Origin of the sequence: Alistipes sp. AM16-43 (assembly GCF_003435745.1) — a bacterium.
In the GTDB taxonomy this organism is placed as follows: domain Bacteria; phylum Bacteroidota; class Bacteroidia; order Bacteroidales; family Rikenellaceae; genus Alistipes; species Alistipes onderdonkii.
The window spans coordinates 392,380-410,629 of sequence record NZ_QTUQ01000001.1 but is presented as its reverse complement, the minus strand read 5'-3'; the positions used below and the strand labels follow the sequence as shown (position 1 = coordinate 410,629).

14 protein-coding genes are annotated in these 18,250 nt (G+C 58.4%); 7 read left to right on the top strand and 7 right to left on the bottom strand.

All coding sequences use genetic code 11. The annotated features are described in order from the left end of the window. Window positions 1–69: 69 nt before the first annotated feature. The gene (locus DW189_RS01650) at window positions 70–444 is read right to left on the bottom strand and encodes a thioesterase family protein (RefSeq protein ID WP_117506853.1); all 375 of its coding nucleotides are present in this window, start codon (window positions 442–444) and stop codon (window positions 70–72) included. 222 nt (window positions 445–666) lie between these two features. Here DW189_RS01650 and DW189_RS01645 point away from each other — a divergent pair, with 222 nt between their 5' ends. Continuing rightward, a complete protein-coding gene (locus DW189_RS01645; RefSeq protein WP_117506647.1) occupies window positions 667–1,242 on the top strand; it encodes a DUF4294 domain-containing protein in 576 nt (191 codons plus the stop codon). Window positions 1,243–1,266: 24 nt separating this feature from the next. Here DW189_RS01645 and DW189_RS01640 read toward each other — a convergent pair whose 3' ends face one another. Continuing rightward, complete coding sequence (locus DW189_RS01640; protein WP_117506646.1) at window positions 1,267–2,706, bottom strand: DUF1080 domain-containing protein; 1,440 nt, start codon at window positions 2,704–2,706, stop codon at window positions 1,267–1,269. A gap of 196 nt (window positions 2,707–2,902) precedes the next feature. Next, window positions 2,903–3,553 carry a hypothetical protein gene (locus DW189_RS01635; RefSeq protein WP_117506645.1) on the bottom strand — a complete coding sequence of 217 codons (651 nt, stop codon included), beginning with the start codon at window positions 3,551–3,553 and terminating at the stop codon, window positions 2,903–2,905. Between the two features lie 163 nt (window positions 3,554–3,716). Between DW189_RS01635 and ffh the strand changes: the two genes are divergently transcribed. The 3 genes from ffh (at window position 3,717) to DW189_RS01620 (ending at window position 10,041) form a co-directional block, all read left to right on the top strand. After that, a complete protein-coding gene (gene ffh / locus DW189_RS01630; protein WP_117506644.1) occupies window positions 3,717–5,042 on the top strand; it encodes a signal recognition particle protein in 1,326 nt (441 codons plus the stop codon). Window positions 5,043–5,219: 177 nt separating this feature from the next. Next, entirely contained in the window at window positions 5,220–8,621 is a 3,402-nt protein-coding gene (locus tag DW189_RS01625; protein WP_141417511.1) for a DUF5689 domain-containing protein, read from the top strand. A gap of 175 nt (window positions 8,622–8,796) precedes the next feature. Beyond that, complete coding sequence (locus DW189_RS01620; RefSeq protein ID WP_022333436.1) at window positions 8,797–10,041, top strand: hypothetical protein; 1,245 nt, start codon at window positions 8,797–8,799, stop codon at window positions 10,039–10,041. A gap of 14 nt (window positions 10,042–10,055) precedes the next feature. Here the strand turns inward: DW189_RS01620 and DW189_RS01615 are convergent, their stop codons facing one another. Beyond that, a complete protein-coding gene (locus DW189_RS01615; RefSeq protein WP_117506642.1) occupies window positions 10,056–10,685 on the bottom strand; it encodes a nitroreductase family protein in 630 nt (209 codons plus the stop codon). Between the two features lie 161 nt (window positions 10,686–10,846). Here DW189_RS01615 and era point away from each other — a divergent pair, with 161 nt between their 5' ends. The 3 genes from era to DW189_RS01600 are packed head-to-tail and all read left to right on the top strand — an operon-like array spanning window position 10,847 to window position 15,182. After that, window positions 10,847–11,728, top strand: coding sequence for a GTPase Era (era, locus tag DW189_RS01610; RefSeq protein WP_055211101.1), 882 nt, complete (start codon window positions 10,847–10,849; stop codon window positions 11,726–11,728). 54 nt (window positions 11,729–11,782) lie between these two features. Continuing rightward, complete coding sequence (locus tag DW189_RS01605) at window positions 11,783–13,771, top strand: tetratricopeptide repeat protein (protein WP_117506641.1); 1,989 nt, start codon at window positions 11,783–11,785, stop codon at window positions 13,769–13,771. 22 nt (window positions 13,772–13,793) lie between these two features. Beyond that, window positions 13,794–15,182, top strand: a complete 1,389-nt coding sequence (locus tag DW189_RS01600) for an MFS transporter (protein WP_174760529.1) — start codon at window positions 13,794–13,796, stop codon at window positions 15,180–15,182. A 112-nt stretch (window positions 15,183–15,294) separates the two neighbouring features. Here DW189_RS01600 and DW189_RS01595 read toward each other — a convergent pair whose 3' ends face one another. The 3 genes from DW189_RS01595 to DW189_RS01585 form a co-directional block, all read right to left on the bottom strand. Then, complete coding sequence (locus DW189_RS01595; RefSeq protein ID WP_117506640.1) at window positions 15,295–16,431, bottom strand: glycosyltransferase; 1,137 nt, start codon at window positions 16,429–16,431, stop codon at window positions 15,295–15,297. A gap of 356 nt (window positions 16,432–16,787) precedes the next feature. Next, complete coding sequence (locus tag DW189_RS01590) at window positions 16,788–17,324, bottom strand: ferritin-like domain-containing protein (RefSeq protein ID WP_022332956.1); 537 nt, start codon at window positions 17,322–17,324, stop codon at window positions 16,788–16,790. 72 nt (window positions 17,325–17,396) lie between these two features. Further along, window positions 17,397–18,125: an acyl-[acyl-carrier-protein] thioesterase gene (locus DW189_RS01585; RefSeq protein WP_117506639.1), complete on the bottom strand. Its 729-nt coding sequence runs from the start codon at window positions 18,123–18,125 to the stop codon at window positions 17,397–17,399. Window positions 18,126–18,250 lie beyond the last annotated feature (125 nt).

The window sequence follows — 18,250 nt, the reverse complement described above, 5'->3', positions numbered from 1 at the left end:
CGGGGGCAATGCCCCCGCGCCCGTTAAATATAAAAATCCGGCCAGCCGGCCGGGTGTCCCCCACCTACGTCAGCGGACTTTGGCCATGAATTTCTCACGATCCACGACGTAACGGACGTGCACGCCCTCTCCGATCATCCCTTCGGCATCGCGGGCGCCGACGTTGAAGGTCAGCTTGCGCCCCTCGACACCGGTCAACACGGCCGTGGCGGTGATTTCGGCACCCAACCCCGAAGGCTTGATGTGCGTGACGTTCATCTCCGCCCCTACGGTCGAAGAGCCTTCTGGCAGAACCGCAGCAACGGCCGTCATAGCGGCATGCTCCATAAGCGCCACCATCGAAGGCGTGGCAAAAACCCCGAGGTCGCCCGACCCCATCGTCGCGGCGGTATTTGCGGCCGTAACCGTCGTCCGGCTCTGCGCCGACAATCCTTTTTCCAGCATAATATCCATTTTGCGTAATACGTTTATCCGATAAATAATTACATTTGCAGTGGCCGTGCAGGCTGCGTACAGGAGGGGAGGCTCCACTCCGGAACTGCCGCCGGATTCGTCCGCGGCAAAGCCAATGCAAGCCGGACGCAACGGCAGACCCGCGAACTACGCGCAAGGCACAGCCTGCCCCGTGAAAGTCCGCCGTTCGCAAAGATAACGATTTTCGCCGATATGAAAAAGTGTCTCCTGATTCTGGTAATACTGGCCGCCGTGTCCCCCGGGGTACGTGCGCAGGGAGGCCGCGGTTTCTGGCACCAGGAATGGACGGTGGAAAAAGGAGACTCGGTACCGTTGGTACATATCCTGCCGGTCTACGTGTTCAGCCGCCCCGTCGACCTGCGCCGTTACCGCAAGCTGGTCGACGCCGTGAAGAAGGTCTACCCCATCGCCAAGGTCGCGAAAGCCAGGATGGCCGACATGGAAGAGGAATTATGCCGCCTGCCGACCAAAAAGGCGCAGAAGGAGTACATCAGGCAGGTATACCACCAGATCAAGGACGAATATACGCCCGTGCTGAAACACATGACCCGCACGCAGGGCAAGGTGTTGCTCAAGCTGATCGACCGCGAAACCGAATATACGGCCTACGAGGTGCTCAAGGAGTTCCGGGGCGGATTCGTAGCGGGGTTTTGGCAGGGCGTATCGCGGATTTTCGGGCAGAACCTCAAATCGCAGTACGACAAGGACAACGAAGACAAGATGATCGAGCAGATCGTAATTTACTACGAAGCCGGCCTGCTGCGGTAGGCAAACCGAGATAAACCCGATCCGTTACTCGAATTTGTTATAAAGGACGACGGGACGCTCGCGGCGTACGCTCATCGAGGGGAACCAGATGTCACCGGCCGTGAGTCCGCATTTCTCCACCGCCTCGAGCGAGTACTCCAGACGTCCGAAGTCGGCGTCGACGTTGTTGGTGCCGAACGTGAACTTTATTCCGCGCTGCTTGGCCCGGCGGATGATGTCGAAGCTCGGGATACGATAGCGGGCGTTGATCTCCAGGGCGATGCCGTAGCGTTCCAGCACATCCAGTACGCGGTCGACGCGCGCGTCAGTCCAATACCTGTCGTAATCGGCCTGCATGTCGTCGGGCAGGTAGGTCGGGTTGGCGTAGATGTCGGCCGGCTCGTTGGTGAGTATCTTCACCGTCTGGTCGACCAGATGATCCATGTACTGTTCTTTCGTCACGCCGTCGTAGTGCACCTCCTCGGGCCGGTAGATACGCGAGTTGCGCCCTTTGTGGTCTATGATGGTCATGGCGTCCGTAAACAGGTAGTCGAATACGCCGAGGGCCTCCTGCGAGAAGGTCGCCGTCCACTTGCGGCCCTCGCCCTGCACGCCGCACAGGAAGGGCATCCGCTCCACCTCGTCGAAGTAGGCGTAGACCTCCCCGTCGTCGGCCAGCATCCGGCCCACACCGCCTTCCCCGGCGTTGGGCGCCACCCCGTAATTGATGCCGTAATTCATCGACATGGCGTGCGCCCGCTCCTTGGTCAGGCCGCCCTTCAGGTGTACGTGGTAGTCGATGACGGGGAAATCGCGCTGCTGGAAGCGGATCACGCCGTCGGTGCGTTCGTCCACGGGCGGCAGTGTGTCGGCCTCGTTGCGGGCCTGCGCGCCGAGGCGCTCGATTGCAAGGTTGCGGAACGCAACTTCGCCCTGCACGCCGCGCAGCGCGATCGCGCCGTGTCCTAACAATTGCCGGGCGTGCGCCTGGGTGCGGTAGGGATGTTCGGGTTCGGTATAGCAGACCACTTCGGTGGTGTCGATGCGGACGACGATGTTACGGCCGCGCACAGTGACCTCGAAGCCGAACCACTCGCCGTCCTCGGCCAGCGAACGGTAGAGGTTGCGCACGGAGGCGAGCGAACCGCTCTTGCGTGTCCCGTCGATGGCGCCGTTGCGGAAAACCACCTCGTAGCCCGACTCGCCGTCGGTGTGGAAGAGCAGCGCCGCCTGGGCACCGGGCTGCGTGAGGGCTTCCCCCGTAAGGCGGAAGTTGCCGTAGTCGCCTGCTGCCAGGAGCGTACGGCCCGCCGTAACGGCCGGGGCCGTCGTGCGGATCTCCCGCTCGCCGTCGTGCCACCGGTCGAGCGGTTCGGGGGCTCCGGCCTCCCCGCAGGCCGTGAGTGCGGCCAGGGACAAGAGTGCCGCGGCGATCGTCGTCCCGATACGCGGGACAGGGTTCAAATGGCAAAAGAGGTTCCTCATAACTTGGATTTTGTAATAATGCGGTTCCGGTTCGGACAGGCCGCCCGGCCTATGTGTACGTCAAACTTATCTCAGTCGTTGCTTGCTATCAAATATGCCCATGCAAAAATACACACTTTGTTGGAAAAGTACGGAATGACGCACGCTGTTTTATTTCGGACAGCATGAATTTCGGGAATCCCGGCAGCAAATAGGCTCAGAAATTGAACGACAGGCCGACGCCCAGCTCCATGTAGGAACGCCCCGGGCGGTAATCCCCGAAGGCGAACCCGAAATTGTCGGTCAGGTAACAATGGTAGGTGAAATCACCGTAGAGGTTGAACCGCCAGATGGGGATGATAAGCCGCACCCCGAGGTCATAGGTACAGCTGAAACGGTGCTTGACGAGGAAATTCCCGGAGGAGGGCTCGCGGCTGAGCGGGCCCAGCATCATGCCCGGCGTAAAACCCGTATGCGCTTCGAATTGCTTGGGAATGATCGAAAGCAATGCCGCGGCGACCCACGACCCGGCCTCGCCGTCGCCCGGGAAAACCAGCCCCCGGATACGTTCCGTGCGCCAGGTGAATTGCATCGGGATCGAATAGTAGTCGCAGACTTCGTCGTCGAAAAACAGGTTCAGCCCCGTACGGAAACCTATATTATAATAGTTGTACCGGGCGTAGTCGATGCTGATCGCCTCGAATTCCGGGCCACGGCCGTCCCCCATGAAAAGCTGTGCGCCATATCGCACTCCGATCTCGTTGCCGGAGGGCAGCCCCTTGGGGGTATGCCACTCGTTCGTATTCTGGGCTGCCCCGCTGACGCAATACAGAAGCGCGAGGAGTGCCGCAAAAACTGGTTTCTTCATAATTTACAGGTTGCTTCTGCCCGCAAAGGTAACAGAATAAGGCCGCCTTCCAAACATTTATGCGGAAAAATGCAGAGTGGGCAACCAGGTGCCCTGAAAATCGCCGCAGCCCTTGCTCTTTGTGAATTATTCGTTATCTTTGTGGGCAAAATTTCGCTGAGCCATGTTTGAAAATTTAACGGATAAACTCGAACGGTCATTCAAAATCCTCAAGGGCGAGGGGCGCATCACCGAGATCAACGTAGCGGAGACGCTCAAGGAGATCCGTCGTGCGCTGATCGACGCCGACGTCAATTACAAGGTCGCTAAATCGTTTACCGACCAGGTAAAGCAGAAGGCGCTGGGACAGGACGTGCTCAAGGCGGTGAAGCCCGGACAGATGATGACCAAGATCGTACGCGACGAGTTGGCCGAACTGATGGGCGGCACGGCCACAGACATCAGGCTGGAGGGCAACCCGGCCGTGATCCTAATCGCGGGTCTGCAAGGCTCGGGTAAAACCACCTTCTCGGGCAAGCTCGCGGCATTCATCAAAAGCAAGAAAGGCCGCCAGGTACTGCTGGTGGCAGGCGACGTATACCGTCCCGCGGCCATCGACCAGCTGAAGGTGCTCGGCGGGCAGATCGGGGTGGAGGTCTACACCGAAGAGGGGAACAAAAGCCCGGTGCAGATCGCCGAAAACGCCATCAAATACGCCCGCCAAAACTCGTTCAACGTCGTAATCGTCGATACGGCGGGCCGTCTGGCCGTGGACGAGGCGATGATGCAGGAGATCACGGCCATCAAGGCGGCCGTGAAGCCTTCGGAGACACTCTTCGTAGTGGACGCCATGACGGGCCAGGACGCTGTAAACACGGCCAAGGAGTTCAACGACCGGCTCGACTTCGACGGCGTGGTACTCACCAAGCTCGACGGCGACACCCGCGGCGGTGCCGCGATCTCGATCCGCTCGGTGGTCAGCAAACCGCTGAAATTCATTTCGAGCGGCGAGAAGATGGACGCCCTGCAGGTGTTTCATCCCGAACGTATGGCCGACCGTATCCTCGGCATGGGTGACGTCGTATCGCTGGTGGAGCGTGCACAGGAGCAGTTCGACGAGGAGGAGGCGCGCCGCCTGAAGAAAAAACTGGTCAAGAACCAGTTCAACTTCAACGATTTCATCGGGCAGATCCAGCAGATCAAAAAGATGGGCAACCTGAAAGACCTCGCGGGAATGCTTCCCGGCGTAGGCAAGATGCTCAAGAACGTGGACATCCCGGACGACGTGTTCAAGCAGACCGAGGCGATCATTTCGTCGATGACCCCGGCCGAGCGCGAGCACCCCGAAATCATCAACGCACACCGCCGCGAACGCATCGCCAAGGGCAGCGGCACGACGATGGCCGACGTGAACCGCCTGATGAAACAGTTCGAGGATACCCGCAAGATGATGAAGGCCGTAGCCGGCGGCAACATGAAGATGCCGAACATGCCCGGAAGACGCCGATAGCCAACAGATTGCAAATAAACCACGATCCCTCATTCGGAATGGGGGATTTTTTATGCGGTAGTTTTTAGGGCCCGAAACGAATTTTTCATCACTTTTTCATAGCAGGACAGTTAAAAATTATTACCTTAGTACACGCAATACTTCAAATCTCACTTTTTCTAATTTAATCACAACCACATGATGCAATTATCATTTTGGAAAAGATTACTCTGCGCGGCGCTCACCCTCGCGCTGGGAGTAACACTGACAGCATGTTCGGACGACGACACCAAGGACGACAAGCTGATCCCTGAAATCGAGGTTACCCAATCGTTGACGTTCGATTGCACGCAAACCCAGACGAAAAACCTCGAAATCGAGCTTAACGGAAAGCTCAACTGGCAGATCAAGGCCGACGCATGGATCGAGCTGTCGCAAACCAGCGGCAAAGGTTCTGCGACGGTAGCCGTAACCGTCCCCGCGAACGCCACGTCGCGTACGGGTACCATCACCGTAACGGCAACCGGTTACATGGGCGCCACCGACACGGGCACATGCTCCGTAAGGCAGATCAAAGAAGGGGAGACGAATACGAACATTGCGGAAATCCGCGAGCTCGTCATGGCGACCAATCCCTCTGCCGATGGAAAAGAACTGACGGACGCGATCAGAGCCATGACGCTGTGCGGTATCGTAGTCTCGGACAAGGGGGGGGGAAATCAGCAGCCCTTCATCGTAATCCTTGCCGACGATACGCAGGATGCCGGTGCCGGCCTCGCACTCTCGATCAGCCAGTCTAACAACACCTTCGAGCGCGGCGACATCGTCGAAGTATCGCTCAGCGACGCATCGGCACAGCTCTTCAGCGGACTGCTGCAGGTTTCGACCCACAACGAACCCATACTCGTGGGGCAGACCGAACCGCTGGCCCCGATCGCCATCACCGCAGACAAAATCGCGCAGTACGAATCGCAATACGTAAAGATCGAAAACACGCAGCCCGAAGCGTCGGAATCGGGCACCTGGAACAGCGACTCGAACAAGGGCAATGTTTCCATGGAGACCAAGGACGGAAAGTCCTACAAAATCCGCACCCTGCAAACCGCATCCTATGCCCAGGATGCCATCCCGACCGACAAGAGCGGTTCCATCGCAGGTATCGCGGGCATCTACAACGGCACACTGCAACTCCTGCCCTGCAACGGCGACGACATCCAGCTTACCGAAGCACGTTTCACGGTACAGGGTAACAAGGCCACGCTGGCCGAAGTGCTCGAAGCCGGCGCCGGCTCGGCATTCGAAGTCGAGGGCGTAAGCGTCATCGCCGCCAACGAGCAGGGTGTCCTCCTCCAGCAGGACGGCGCACGCATCTACGCATTCAAGGGCGAAGCCCACGACCTGGCCGTCGGCGACGTAATCACCGTATCGGGCAAGACCGAGTCGCGCAACGGCCTGCTGCAATTCGGCAAGGGTTGCAGTTTCACCAAGACTGGCCACCAGGATATTACCCAGCCGCAGCCCGCGGCATTCTCGGCAACGGAAATCGAAGCCTACATGAAAAACCCCGAGGTGAAATACGTGACCTACAAGGGTACCGTCCTCGTATCGGGCAACTACGTCAACGTCGAGATCGACGGCACTTCGGTGCAGGGCAGCCTGGACTACATGAGCGACGATTTCAAGGAGAAGTACAACAGCCACAACGTGACCATCACCGGCTGGCTCTTCGGCTCGTACAAAACCTATATGTACACCATCCCCGTGGAGATCAAGGACGAGGGAGAATTCGAAGAGGAAGTTCCCGACGGAGCGATCTTCTACAGCACGTTCGACAAGGAGCTCGCCTCGCAAACCTTCGGCGACGGCGGCCAGTGGCCGTTCCTCGACCAGTTCGAAGGCTGGATCAACCACAAGGGCTCGGGCGTCGCCAACGTGGCTTATGACTTCAAGAGCATGTCCGCACGTACGAACCAGTCGTCGAAGGGTTCGCTTTCGCTTTACGACGGTTCAGGTAAAAACAACATCTTCTTCAGCACGGCGCCCAACTATTTCACGATCCAGAAGATCGCGGTAACGTCGCAGAACCTTCGCCTCTCGTTCGGCGCGCAGCGCTACGCACAGGGCGCCACCAACACGTTCATCAAGTCCGACTTCGTGGTGCGCCTTTCGGCCGACGGGCAGCTCTGGTCGCAGGCGCTCGACTACGATTTCGGCAGCGTAGCGGACGAACCGGGTGAGTGGCGCCTCGCAACAGCAGACTTCACCCTGCCGGCAGGCACCGGCACGCTCTACATCAAGTTCGAAGCCAAGATGAGCAGCGTGAACCGTATCGACGACGTATTGCTGACCCCGGGCAACGGCGGGCAGGCAATCGAGTTCGGTAAGGAAGAGGAGACACCGCTTTCGACGATAGCCGAGGTGCTGGCGGCTCCCATCGACGAAGTTTACAAGGTCGAAGGACAGGTGATCGGCACCCACTCGAAGGGCTTCCTCGTAAAGGACGCCACGGGTACGATCCTCGTATTCAAGAAGAACCACGGCATGACCGTCGGCGACAAAGTCACCGTCGAAGGCGCAACGTCGGAATACGGAGGCATGAAGCAGTTCGGCGAAACGTCGGAACTCACCAAGAACGGCTCGGGAAGCTATACGCAGCCCACCCCGACGGATTTCGGGGCAGCGCAGTTCGACGCCTATGTCAACAACCCGACGATCCAGTATGTAAAATACGAAGGCAACCTCAGCTCGTACCGCGACCAGATTTATCAGTGGCACTATAATGTCGCCGTGGAGGGTACGAATGTAGTCGGCTCGATCGCCTACCCCAACAGCGACCTGAACATCGAAAATTTCGTCGACCGCAAAGTCATCATCACGGGCTACACCGTCGGTGTTTCGGGGACGGATACCAAATACCTCAATACGCTGACCACGTCGATCGAATTCGCAGAACAGGAGACCATGCCCGACGAGAGCCAGGCCATCACGGTGAAAGAACTCAACGCCAAACTCGCCACGATGAATGCGGGCGATGCGCTGGGCGAACTGATCGCCGTGAAGGGCTATGTGGCGGCCAACAACGAAGGAGGAAACTTCTACCAGCTCATTTCGCTGGTGGACAACACCGGCGAGGCCAACACGGGCATCATCATCAAGGGCAGCGACTACACCGAGAAAGACCTGCCTGTGGGCACGAAAGTGATCGTCAGCCTTAAATACGCCAAGTACGACATCAACAATGACCTGCCGCAGTTGAGGATGGCGACGATCTTCCCCACTCAGGAGAAGGTAACGATGAAAGTCCCCCAGATCACCGTTTCGCAGGCAGGAGATTACGTTGGCCAGTATGTGACGGTAAAGAACCTCACCCCGGCGGCAAATTCGACGACCTGGGTCGTGAATAAGAAGACCACTTCGGTCAACTTCACCGACGACGCCGAACTGCCGATGGTGGCACGTACGACCAATCACGCCGTATTCGCCAACGAAGCTATCGCAATAAAGAAGGCGGATCTGAGTGGTATCATGGAGATATACAAGGGGGGCTATCAGATCTTCCCCAACAGCATGGAGGACGTTGCAGGCTTCAAAGTCGAGTAACACGGCACAATCCATCCGTTTGTAAGAAAATCCCTGCGAGCAGCAACCCGCAGGGATTTTCCGTTTCAAAGAGGGGCCAAGGCCGGGGGGGGGCTGAAGATTTAAGAGCGGTTTACAGCATGGAATTGAAAAATAATCGCTAAATTGTACCGGGAAACCCAACCCGGAAAACCACATGAAAAAATTACTCCTGCTGTTGCTGGGGATCGCTTCGATCCCGGCCGCCTTCTCCCAGGGCGGGAGCGGCATCGACTGGGCCGCCGACCTGGATTACCTGGCCAGCGAACTGCCCGCGAAACATTGCAACCTCTTTGCGAAATACGACAAAGCGCAGTTCGAGACCGCAATCGGCGCGATCAAGGCTTCGGCCGGGGAGGCCGGAGATTTTGCTACGGCGCTCAAAACCCAGCAGCTGATCGCCAGGCTGGGCGATTCGCACACCATGCTATATTTCAACCAGCTGATGAACCGGCAGCAGATACTGCCGCTCGGGCTGCTCTGGGTTTCCGACGGGCTGTACGTCATACAGACGGCCGAGGAAAACAAAGAGTTGCTGGGGCACCGGCTCACAGCGGTCGGCAAGGCACCGGTAGAAACCGTAATCGACAGCCTGAGCACCCTGTTCACGGTCGACAACGAAGCAATGGTAAAATCCATGATTCCCCAATTGTTCCCGTCGTTACAGCTCCTGGAATATTTCGGGTTCGCACACAACGGGCAGGCGGAACTCACGCTGGACGGAGACAAGACCTATACGCTCAAACCGTCCGATCCGCAGCGGGCGGGTCGGGCCGCCTTCCAGCCCGATTCCCTGCCCTTTGCGATCGCGGAAAGGAACGTGCTTTTCACGGATCGCTATTTCCCCGAGGAAAAAATATACTATATCCTCTACAACTCCTGCTGGGGGCGTGAAAGCGAGGCGGAGTTCAAGAGCCGCGAGAAAGCCGCGTCGCTGCCGTCGTTCACGGAATTCGGCCAAAAGGCGTTCGGCATATTGCAGGGCAACCCCGTCGGGAAGATCATTTTCGACATGAGGAACAACGGCGGAGGGAACTCGGCACAGGGGACGGCATTCATCGAAAGGCTGGCCCGGTTCCTGGAACAGCACCCCGGCATAAAAACCTATGTCGTCATCGGGCGAAGCACATTCTCCTCGGCCATCCTGAATACGATGGATTTCAAGCACCTGACCGATGCGGTCGTAGTCGGCGAACAGACCGCCGGCAAACCCAACCACTTCGGCGAGGTACGGAATTTCCAGCTCCCGGGATCGAAGCTGACAGTCGCCTATTCGACCAAATATTTCCGGCGTACGGACGAAGAGGCAGACACGATCACCCCCGACGTCAGGATCGAAATGAGTTTTACGGATTTCACGAAAGGCATCGACCCGGTGTACGAATGGATCAAGGCACAATAGGCTGCGCGGGCGGTTTACTCCGTCCAGCCGTTATGCCGGACGTTCGCCGGGTTCCACTTCTGCTTGGGCTCAGGATTGTCCGCAGGATAGCCCACCGGAATCAGGTTGAGCGGAACGACATCGGAGGGAAGCCCCAGCACGCGCCGCACGGCCTCTACCCGTTCGCCGCGGGGATAAACCCCAGTCCATACGGCTCCCAACCCCAGGGCATGGGCCGCAAGGAGCAGGTTTTCCGAGGCCGCCGAGGCATCCATCACCCACCAGTCGCCGGAAGCCCCCGGATTGCGCGACAAGTCGCCGCAGACGACCACGGCCAGGGGTGCCCGGGCGGCCATCTTCGCAAAGGGCAGCGCCCCGGCGAGTTCGCGTAACAGCTCCCGGTCGTCCACGACAACGAAAGCCCACGGCTGACGGTTCACGGCCGAGGGCGCGGCCATCGCAGCCCGCAGCAGCAGTTCGACCGTATCGGCACCGACCGGGCAATCCCGGTAGGCCCGGATGCTCGTCCGGGTCATAATCACATCGAGGGGGCTCCGCTTGCCGGACTCCCCGGTCGGGGTGCGCATCCCGGCCGACAGCCACCATACCAGCAACGCGGCCAGCACGGCACCGGCGCAGAAAAAGAGGATTTTCGTCCTGTTCATAATTTTCCGTTATATCGTGTACCGGCAAATATACGGGAAAAATCGTAAAAAGCACCGCACACCGGTCAAACGACCGTATCGGCGGGTAAATTAATCGACCGGGCGTTTGCAGGGGTCTTTTTTTATCGCTACCTTTGTCCGGATCATATCCCAAAAGGAAAATGCACAAATCGGGCTTTGTAAATATCATCGGAAACCCCAACGTCGGCAAATCGACACTCATGAACGCGCTGGTCGGCGAAAAGTTGTCGATCATCACGTCGAAGGCGCAGACCACGCGCCACCGGATCATGGGCATCGTCTCGGGCGAGGATTTCCAGATCGTCTATTCCGATACGCCGGGCATTCTGAAACCCAGCTACAAATTACAGGAGTCGATGATGAAATTCGTGACGGGCGCCGTGGCCGACGCCGACGTCATACTCTATGTCACCGACACCGTGGAGCGGGGGGAACGCTCGGCCGAAATCATCGACCGCATCCGCCAGAGCGGCGTTCCGGCCATCGTGGTCATCAACAAGATCGACCTCACGACGCCCGAGGCACTCGAGGTACTGGTCGACAAATGGCAAGGGGAGTTGCCCGAGGCACGCATCGTACCGGCATCGGCCAAGGAGAATTTCAACATCGAAGGGTTGTTCAAAACCATCCTCGACCTGCTGCCCGAAGGCCCGGCCTTCTATCCGAAGGATACACTGACGGACAAGACGCTGCGGTTTTTCGCCTCGGAAATCATCCGCGAGAAAATCCTCAGGTTCTACGACAAGGAGATCCCCTACTGCTGCGAAATCGAGATCGAAAGCTATAAGGAGGAGCCGGCGATCGACCGCATCGCCGCAACGATCTATGTCGCCCGCGACTCGCAGAAAGGCATTCTGATCGGGCATAAGGGCGAGAAACTCAAACGGGTCGGGCAGGCCGCGCGCGAGGACATGGAGCAGTTCCTCGGCAAGAAGGTTTTCCTGCAACTGTTCGTCAAAGTGAACGACGACTGGCGCAACAACGAACGCCAACTGCGCCGTTTCGGGTACGAATTGGAATAAACCGGAATAATAAACCGCCCGAAAAGGACGTTAATGGGACAAGTGAGTCGGAAATTGAAAAAATACATCCTCGGGATCGCACTGGGCATCGCACTGATGTGCGGGAAGGAATCGTATGCGCAGTACAACCGGGAATATTTCTTCTGGGTGGGACGTTCATGCATGATGAACAACGACTACCAGGAGGCCATCCGGACGCTCAACACCCTGCTGCGGTTCGACGAGGATGCCTTCGAAGGCTATTTCCTGCGCGGCATCGCCAAATACAACCTCGACGACCTGCTGGGCGCCGAGGCCGATTTCTCGACCGCCATCCGGCTCAACCCCGTATACACACAAGCCTATACCTACCGCGCGATCACGCGTTCGCGGCTGGGTAATTACGATGACGCCCTGCAGGACTTCCGCGAGGCGATCGACCTGCGCCCGGATCTGCCGGGCCCCTATTACAGCCGCGGCGTGACACGGCTGCTGAACCAGCAGTTCAAGGAGGCCATCGACGATTTCGACAAGTTCATCCGCCAGGAGAACAAAGTCGCCGACGCCTTCATCTGCCGGGGCCTGAGCTACCTGCACCTGAAGGATACGGTACGCGCCTACGACAATTTCAACACCGCCATCCGCACGAACCGCGAGAACCCCAGCGGGTACAACCGCCGCGGCGGGCTCTACATGGAGCAGAAACGCTTTGCGGAAGCCGAAGCCGATTTCAACAAGGCCATCGAATGCGATTCGGCCTACCTGCTTTCGTATTTCAACCGCGCACTGGTCTACTCGGACACCAACCGTCCGATGCTGGCCCTCGCGGATTTCGACAAGGTGATCCAGCTCGACTCGACCAATTCGCTGACCTACTTCAACCGTGCCATGCTGCGCACGCAGATCGGCGACTACAACCGTGCGCTGGACGACTACGACAAGGTGGCGCTCTATTCGCCGAACAACGTGCTGGTCTACTACAACCGCGCAGGGGTCTATGCCCAGCTGGGCGAACTGGAGAAGGCGATAGACGACTACTCCTCGGCCATCAAGCTCTACCCCGATTTCGCCAACGCCTATATTTACCGCGGCCGTCTGCGCGAACTGCTGCGCGACCCGCAGGGCGCGAAGAAAGACCGCGACACGGCCCAGAAGAAGATTGCGGAGTACCGCTCCCGCCTGAGCGACAGCACCTACTCGATCTATGCCGACACGACGCAGCGTTTCGACCGCCTGTTGTCGTTCGACAGCAAATTCTCGGGCGGCAGCTTCGACCGCATCACGGGCCACAACGGCGGCCACGAGGAGATGCGCCTGCTGCCGCTATTCAAGTTCACGCTGATGCGTCCCGACACCGTGCCGACCGTGGAACGCTACCACGTACAGCGCGTCGAGGACTTCAGGAAACGGGTGGACAACGAATACCTCACGCTTTCGTGGCGCGAAAGCAATATCCCGGCCGACACGCTGGTGATGCTCGACAAGCAATACGTCGAGGAGCTCAAATCGGATCGGGCATCGTGGACGATGCTCTTCGAACGGGGTGTCACGCAGTCGCTCATCAAGCAGTATACCAATGCCGTGAACACCTTCTCCGCGGCCATCGAGCAGAATCCGAGCAACCCGTTCCTCTACCTGAACCGCTCGACGACGCGCGCCGAGATGATCGACTTCATCTCGTCGATCGACAACTCCTACCAGCGCATCACGATCGACTCGGATCCGGCCAACCGGCTGAACAACAACAGCAAGCGCACGTACAGTTACGACGAGGCGGTGGCCGACCTGAACAAGGCCATCAAGCTCTTCCCCAACCTGGCGTACAGCTATTACAACCGCGCCAACCTCAAGGCCCTGTCGGGAAGCCTGCCCGAAGCGTTCGAGGATTACTCGAAGGCCATCGAACAGAACCCCAATTTCGCCGAGGCGTATTACAACCGCGGCATCATACAGATATTCATGAAGGACACGCGCAAAGGGTGTCTCGACATTTCGAAGGCCGGCGAGCTGGGTATCGTCGAGGCTTACGAGGTGCTGAAACGATACGCGCCGTTAGAAAAGTAAGCTAACTCAAAAACAAATAATTATGACGGAAATTATCCAACGGAAACTCAACGACTCGGCCTGGGTGCGGTGGACGGCGCTCATCCTGATCGCACTGACGATGTTCTTCGGCTACATGTTCGTGGACATGATGTCGCCCCTGCAGAGCATGATCGAGGCACAGCGCGGCTGGACGCCCGACGTGTTCGGCATGTACGGAAGTTCGGAGTTCATCTTCAATGTCTTCGGATTCCTGATCCTGGCAGGTATCATCCTCGACAAAATGGGTGTGCGCTTCACGGGAATGCTCTCGGCATCCCTGATGTTTATCGGCGCCTGCATCAAATATTACGGCGTGAGCGACGCCTTCATCGGCACAGGCGCCGAGGCTTGGCTCAACAGCTGGTGGGTATCGTTCCCGGCCAGTGCCAAACTCGCATCGCTCGGGTTCATGATATTCGGATGCGGTATGGAGATGGCCGGCATCACCGTTTCGAAGACGATCGCCAAGTGGTTCGAAGGCAAGGAAATGGCCCTCGCAATGGGGCTGGAAATGGCCATTGCCCGTGTGGGTGTCTTCGCCGTTTTCTCCATCTCGCCGTGGCTCGCCAACATGGCTCCCGCAACGGTCGTGCGCCCGGTGGCATTTTGTACCCTGCTGCTGCTGATCGGACTGCTCACCTACACGGTATTCACCTTCATGGATCGCAAGCTGGACAAACAGCTCGGGCTGGATTCCCGCGGCAACAACAGTTCCGAAGAGGAATTCCGCATCAGCGACCTGGGCAAAATATTCAGCAGCAAGGTATTCTGGATCGTGGCCATACTCTGCGTGCTCTACTATTCGGCGATCTTCCCCTTCCAGCGCTTCGCCACGAACATGCTGGAAAGCAACCTCGGGGTCACGGCACAAACGGCCGCCGACATCTTCCGCTGGTTCCCGATGGGCGCCGCGGCCATCACGCCGCTGCTGGGCAGCTACCTCGACCACAAGGGCAAGGGCGCCACGATGCTGATCTTCGGAGCCGTCCTGATGACGGTATGTCACCTGATCTTCGCCTTCGTGCTCCCGGCCTATCCGAGTACGCTCATCGCTTACGGCGCCATCATCATCCTGGGAATCTCGTTCTCGCTGGTACCCGCAGCGCTGTGGCCCTCGGTTCCCAAGATCATGGAGACCCGCTACCTGGGTTCGGCCTACTCGCTGATCTTCTGGATCCAGAACATCGGCCTCTGCCTCTTCCCTGCTGTCATCGGCTACGCCCTCAAATTCAGTAACCCGGGGCATGTGGACGGCACGGCCTACAACTATACGCTCCCGATGGTGATTTTCGCCAGCTGCGGCATCGCGGCGATGCTCCTGGGACTGTGGCTCAAGGCGGAAGACCGGAAAAAGAACTACGGGCTCGAACTGCCCAATATAAAGAAGTAGCCAAACTACGACGAATAAATGAAGCGGAAGGGCTGCCGTGCAATGCACGGCAGCCCTTTGTAATTTTCCGGAGGCAAGGGTTCGGGGAAAATCCCAGCCACGCGATCCGGAATCAGCGTACCATTTCGTACAACTCGGCGATGCGCGTGCACATCTCCTCCCACGAGAAGCGTTTGCGCTCCTCGATGCAGTTCAGGCGGAAGCGTTCGATTGTATCCCCGTCGTACATCCGCGCAACGGCATCGGCCACGCCCCGCACCGTAGGCTCGCAGACATACCCTACGCGCCCGTCGGACACGATCTCCGAAAGGCCGCCGACGTCGGTGACGACCATCGGCACGCAGAATTGGTAGGCGATCTGCGTCACGCCGCTCTGCGTCGCGGTCTTATAGGGCTGGACGACGAAATCCGCAGCCGAGAAGTAGTATTTCACCTGTTCGTCGGGAATGAACCGGTCGTGGAGGATCACCTCGTCCTGCAGGCCGTTGTCGGCAATCTGCCGCAGGTAACGCTCCTTGGGGGTGTAGAACTCCCCGGCGACGATCAGCCTGCGCCCCGCGGCAAGCCCCCGGCGGCGCAACTCCGCCCAGGCGTCGAGCAGCAGGTCGAGCCCTTTGTAGTCGCGGATCAGCCCGAAGAAAAGCACGTAATCGACCGTCGGATCCAGCCCCAGCCGTACACAAGCCTCGTTGCGGGCGACCCGCTCCCCGAAGTTCTCGAAAAGCGGATGCGGGGAAAACAGCGCCGGGGCATCGCTGTATGCCTTCAGTTCGCCGTGCACCTGCTCGGACATGTAGACGAACCCGTCCACAACACCCAGGTAATAACGGTTGAAGGGTTTGTCGGTCAGGTGGTGCTCGTGGGGTTCGACGTTGTCGATCTGGCAGAGCACCTTCGTATGGCCGTTGCGGCGGGCGAAACGGGCAATGGTGCCGAAACAGGGTGCCATGAAGGGCGTCCAGTATTTCATCAGCACGAAATCGGGACGTTCGCGGCATATCCGGCGACCGATACGCACCCAGTTGAAAGGGTTGACCGTATTGACGCACCGGCAGATGTGCAGATCGGCCGGCGGCGGCGTGGATACGGTCTGGCTCTTGCCCGGGAAGAGCAGCGAAGGGTATTGCAGCGTGAAAGTCTTTATGTCGACCTCGTTCCCACGCCGCTGAAAGGTGCGGGCCATGATCTCCATGATCGAAGCCAGTCCGCCCCGGTACGGGTGCGCAGGGCCTAAAATCGTAATCTTCATACGGCAAATATAGGAAAAGATAGCGCAAACGGCTGTCTCTTTTGCCGTAAATATACGGACAGGACAAACTTTTCGCACCACCGCGATTCCATGCGCAGGGGCATAACGGGAAGATCCCGGCAGTCCGGCACCCGTCCCGGCCTGGTTCCCGGCCGGGACGAGGCTCCGTAAAAAGACGCAGCAAAGAGCCCGGAGGAAAAACACACGGAGAAAAACCGGCCGGGAAAGCATGGCGGCAAGTGTCCGGCGGGAAGAACGCACAGCGAAGAGCCTGCCGGACGGGATTCACCGGGAAAAGCCCGCACAAAAAAACGGGGCGCCGCGAACGGCACCCCGCAGACTCAGGCCAGGGACGGTTATTCGCCGTCGTCAGTATGTTTGAAACTCTTGGCGGTATGCTTGCTGCCCGCTGCGGACTGCAGCGCCAGGTACTCCTCGCCGTAGTCGAGCATATGCTGCAACTCGGTGCGGAAGGTATCGAGGTGTTCCTCCTCCTCGACGATAATGTCCTGGAACATCTTGTGCGTCACGGCGTCCTTGTGTTCGGCGGCGATGCGCGACGCCTCGTTATAGGAGTCGATCGTGCTCTGCTCCAACTGCATGGCCAGGCGGAGCATCTCCTTGGCGTCGGTCACCTGCTTGGTACGGAACGAGGCGTTCATGTCGACGTCGCCCTGCAGGAACATGATGCGGTCGGAGAACTCCTCGATATGGCGCATCTCGGCGATCGAGATCTCACGCATGATCTTCGAAAGGTACTGGTAGCGGTCATCTTCGAAATGGGTGTGGAAATACATGTACTGGAGCGATGTGGCGATCTCCTTACCTACGGCATCGTTCAGCAGGTCGATGCTCACCTGATACTTGTTCTGTGTTTTGACTGCGGTTTCCATAATGAAAAAGGTTTTGCAGCCCTACCTGCAAAACCCGTTCCACAGAGTGCCGGCAGGACATTCCCCGCAGGCCTATTTCCACTCGATAGAGGCACGTACAGCCACCGTACCGGCATCGCTGCGTATCTCGAACAGCGCCGTACGGCCGCGTTGTTCGTAACCGACGGCAAGCGTCTGCCCGTAACGGCATTCGCGCAGGAAATGGATGTCCAACCGCACGGGCGCCTCCTGCATCAGCATCTGCAGGGGCAGCATGTCGATCATCATTTCTATATAGCGCATCGTATTGACATGGCGGTTGAAGTCGATGTCGCTGTAAACGACTTTGTGCACGGCCGTCTGCGCAGGGTCGACATCGCGGATCTTTCGCGGCTTGTCGGTCGGCGAAGGGGCATCGACGATGGCCTCGGCATGGGCATTGCCCACCCACGACAAGTCGAGCGCCGAACGGCTCTTCAGGTCGATCATCGCCCACTGCGTCACCGCACGGCCGAATTCGTTGCCCGCGGCGTCGGTCAGCGTGAAATTACGCGTCGAGAGCACCCGCCCGTATTCATTGATCCATGTGGCGATCGTATAGTCGGTATACTGCCCGGGCTGGCAGTCGAATTCCACGGCCATGCGCGAGAGCACCCACGAATGGTTGTCGGCATTGAGGGCGTCGACCCCGAAACCCTTGCCGTGGGCGTCGATGCCCGCCGTATTGAGGATCGCCGAGCCCAGCGACGGGATCGTGGCCCGGAGCGTGAAATCCACATCCTGCGGTTCGACACGGTAATTATAATGCGATTTTTCTCCCATGTAATTGATATTTAGCGTTGCATGGCGGCAAAGATAAGAATTTTTCGTATATTTGGTTGAACATTAACCCTCAATAAAAGCGTTAGTTATGGAAATGAAGAAACTCGACTTCGCGGAAACCCTGA

Coding starts and splice junctions, on each gene's coding strand:
- DW189_RS01650 (WP_117506853.1), bottom strand. CDS start 444: ATGCTGGAAAAAGGATTGTCGGCGCAGAGCCGGACGACGGTTACGGCC.
- DW189_RS01645 (WP_117506647.1), top strand. CDS start 667: ATGAAAAAGTGTCTCCTGATTCTGGTAATACTGGCCGCCGTGTCCCCC.
- DW189_RS01640 (WP_117506646.1), bottom strand. CDS start 2,706: ATGAGGAACCTCTTTTGCCATTTGAACCCTGTCCCGCGTATCGGGACG.
- DW189_RS01635 (WP_117506645.1), bottom strand. CDS start 3,553: ATGAAGAAACCAGTTTTTGCGGCACTCCTCGCGCTTCTGTATTGCGTC.
- ffh (WP_117506644.1), top strand. CDS start 3,717: ATGTTTGAAAATTTAACGGATAAACTCGAACGGTCATTCAAAATCCTC.
- DW189_RS01625 (WP_141417511.1), top strand. CDS start 5,220: ATGATGCAATTATCATTTTGGAAAAGATTACTCTGCGCGGCGCTCACC.
- DW189_RS01620 (WP_022333436.1), top strand. CDS start 8,797: ATGAAAAAATTACTCCTGCTGTTGCTGGGGATCGCTTCGATCCCGGCC.
- DW189_RS01615 (WP_117506642.1), bottom strand. CDS start 10,685: ATGAACAGGACGAAAATCCTCTTTTTCTGCGCCGGTGCCGTGCTGGCC.
- era (WP_055211101.1), top strand. CDS start 10,847: ATGCACAAATCGGGCTTTGTAAATATCATCGGAAACCCCAACGTCGGC.
- DW189_RS01600 (WP_174760529.1), top strand. CDS start 13,794: ATGACGGAAATTATCCAACGGAAACTCAACGACTCGGCCTGGGTGCGG.
- DW189_RS01595 (WP_117506640.1), bottom strand. CDS start 16,431: ATGAAGATTACGATTTTAGGCCCTGCGCACCCGTACCGGGGCGGACTG.
- DW189_RS01590 (WP_022332956.1), bottom strand. CDS start 17,324: ATGGAAACCGCAGTCAAAACACAGAACAAGTATCAGGTGAGCATCGAC.
- DW189_RS01585 (WP_117506639.1), bottom strand. CDS start 18,125: ATGGGAGAAAAATCGCATTATAATTACCGTGTCGAACCGCAGGATGTG.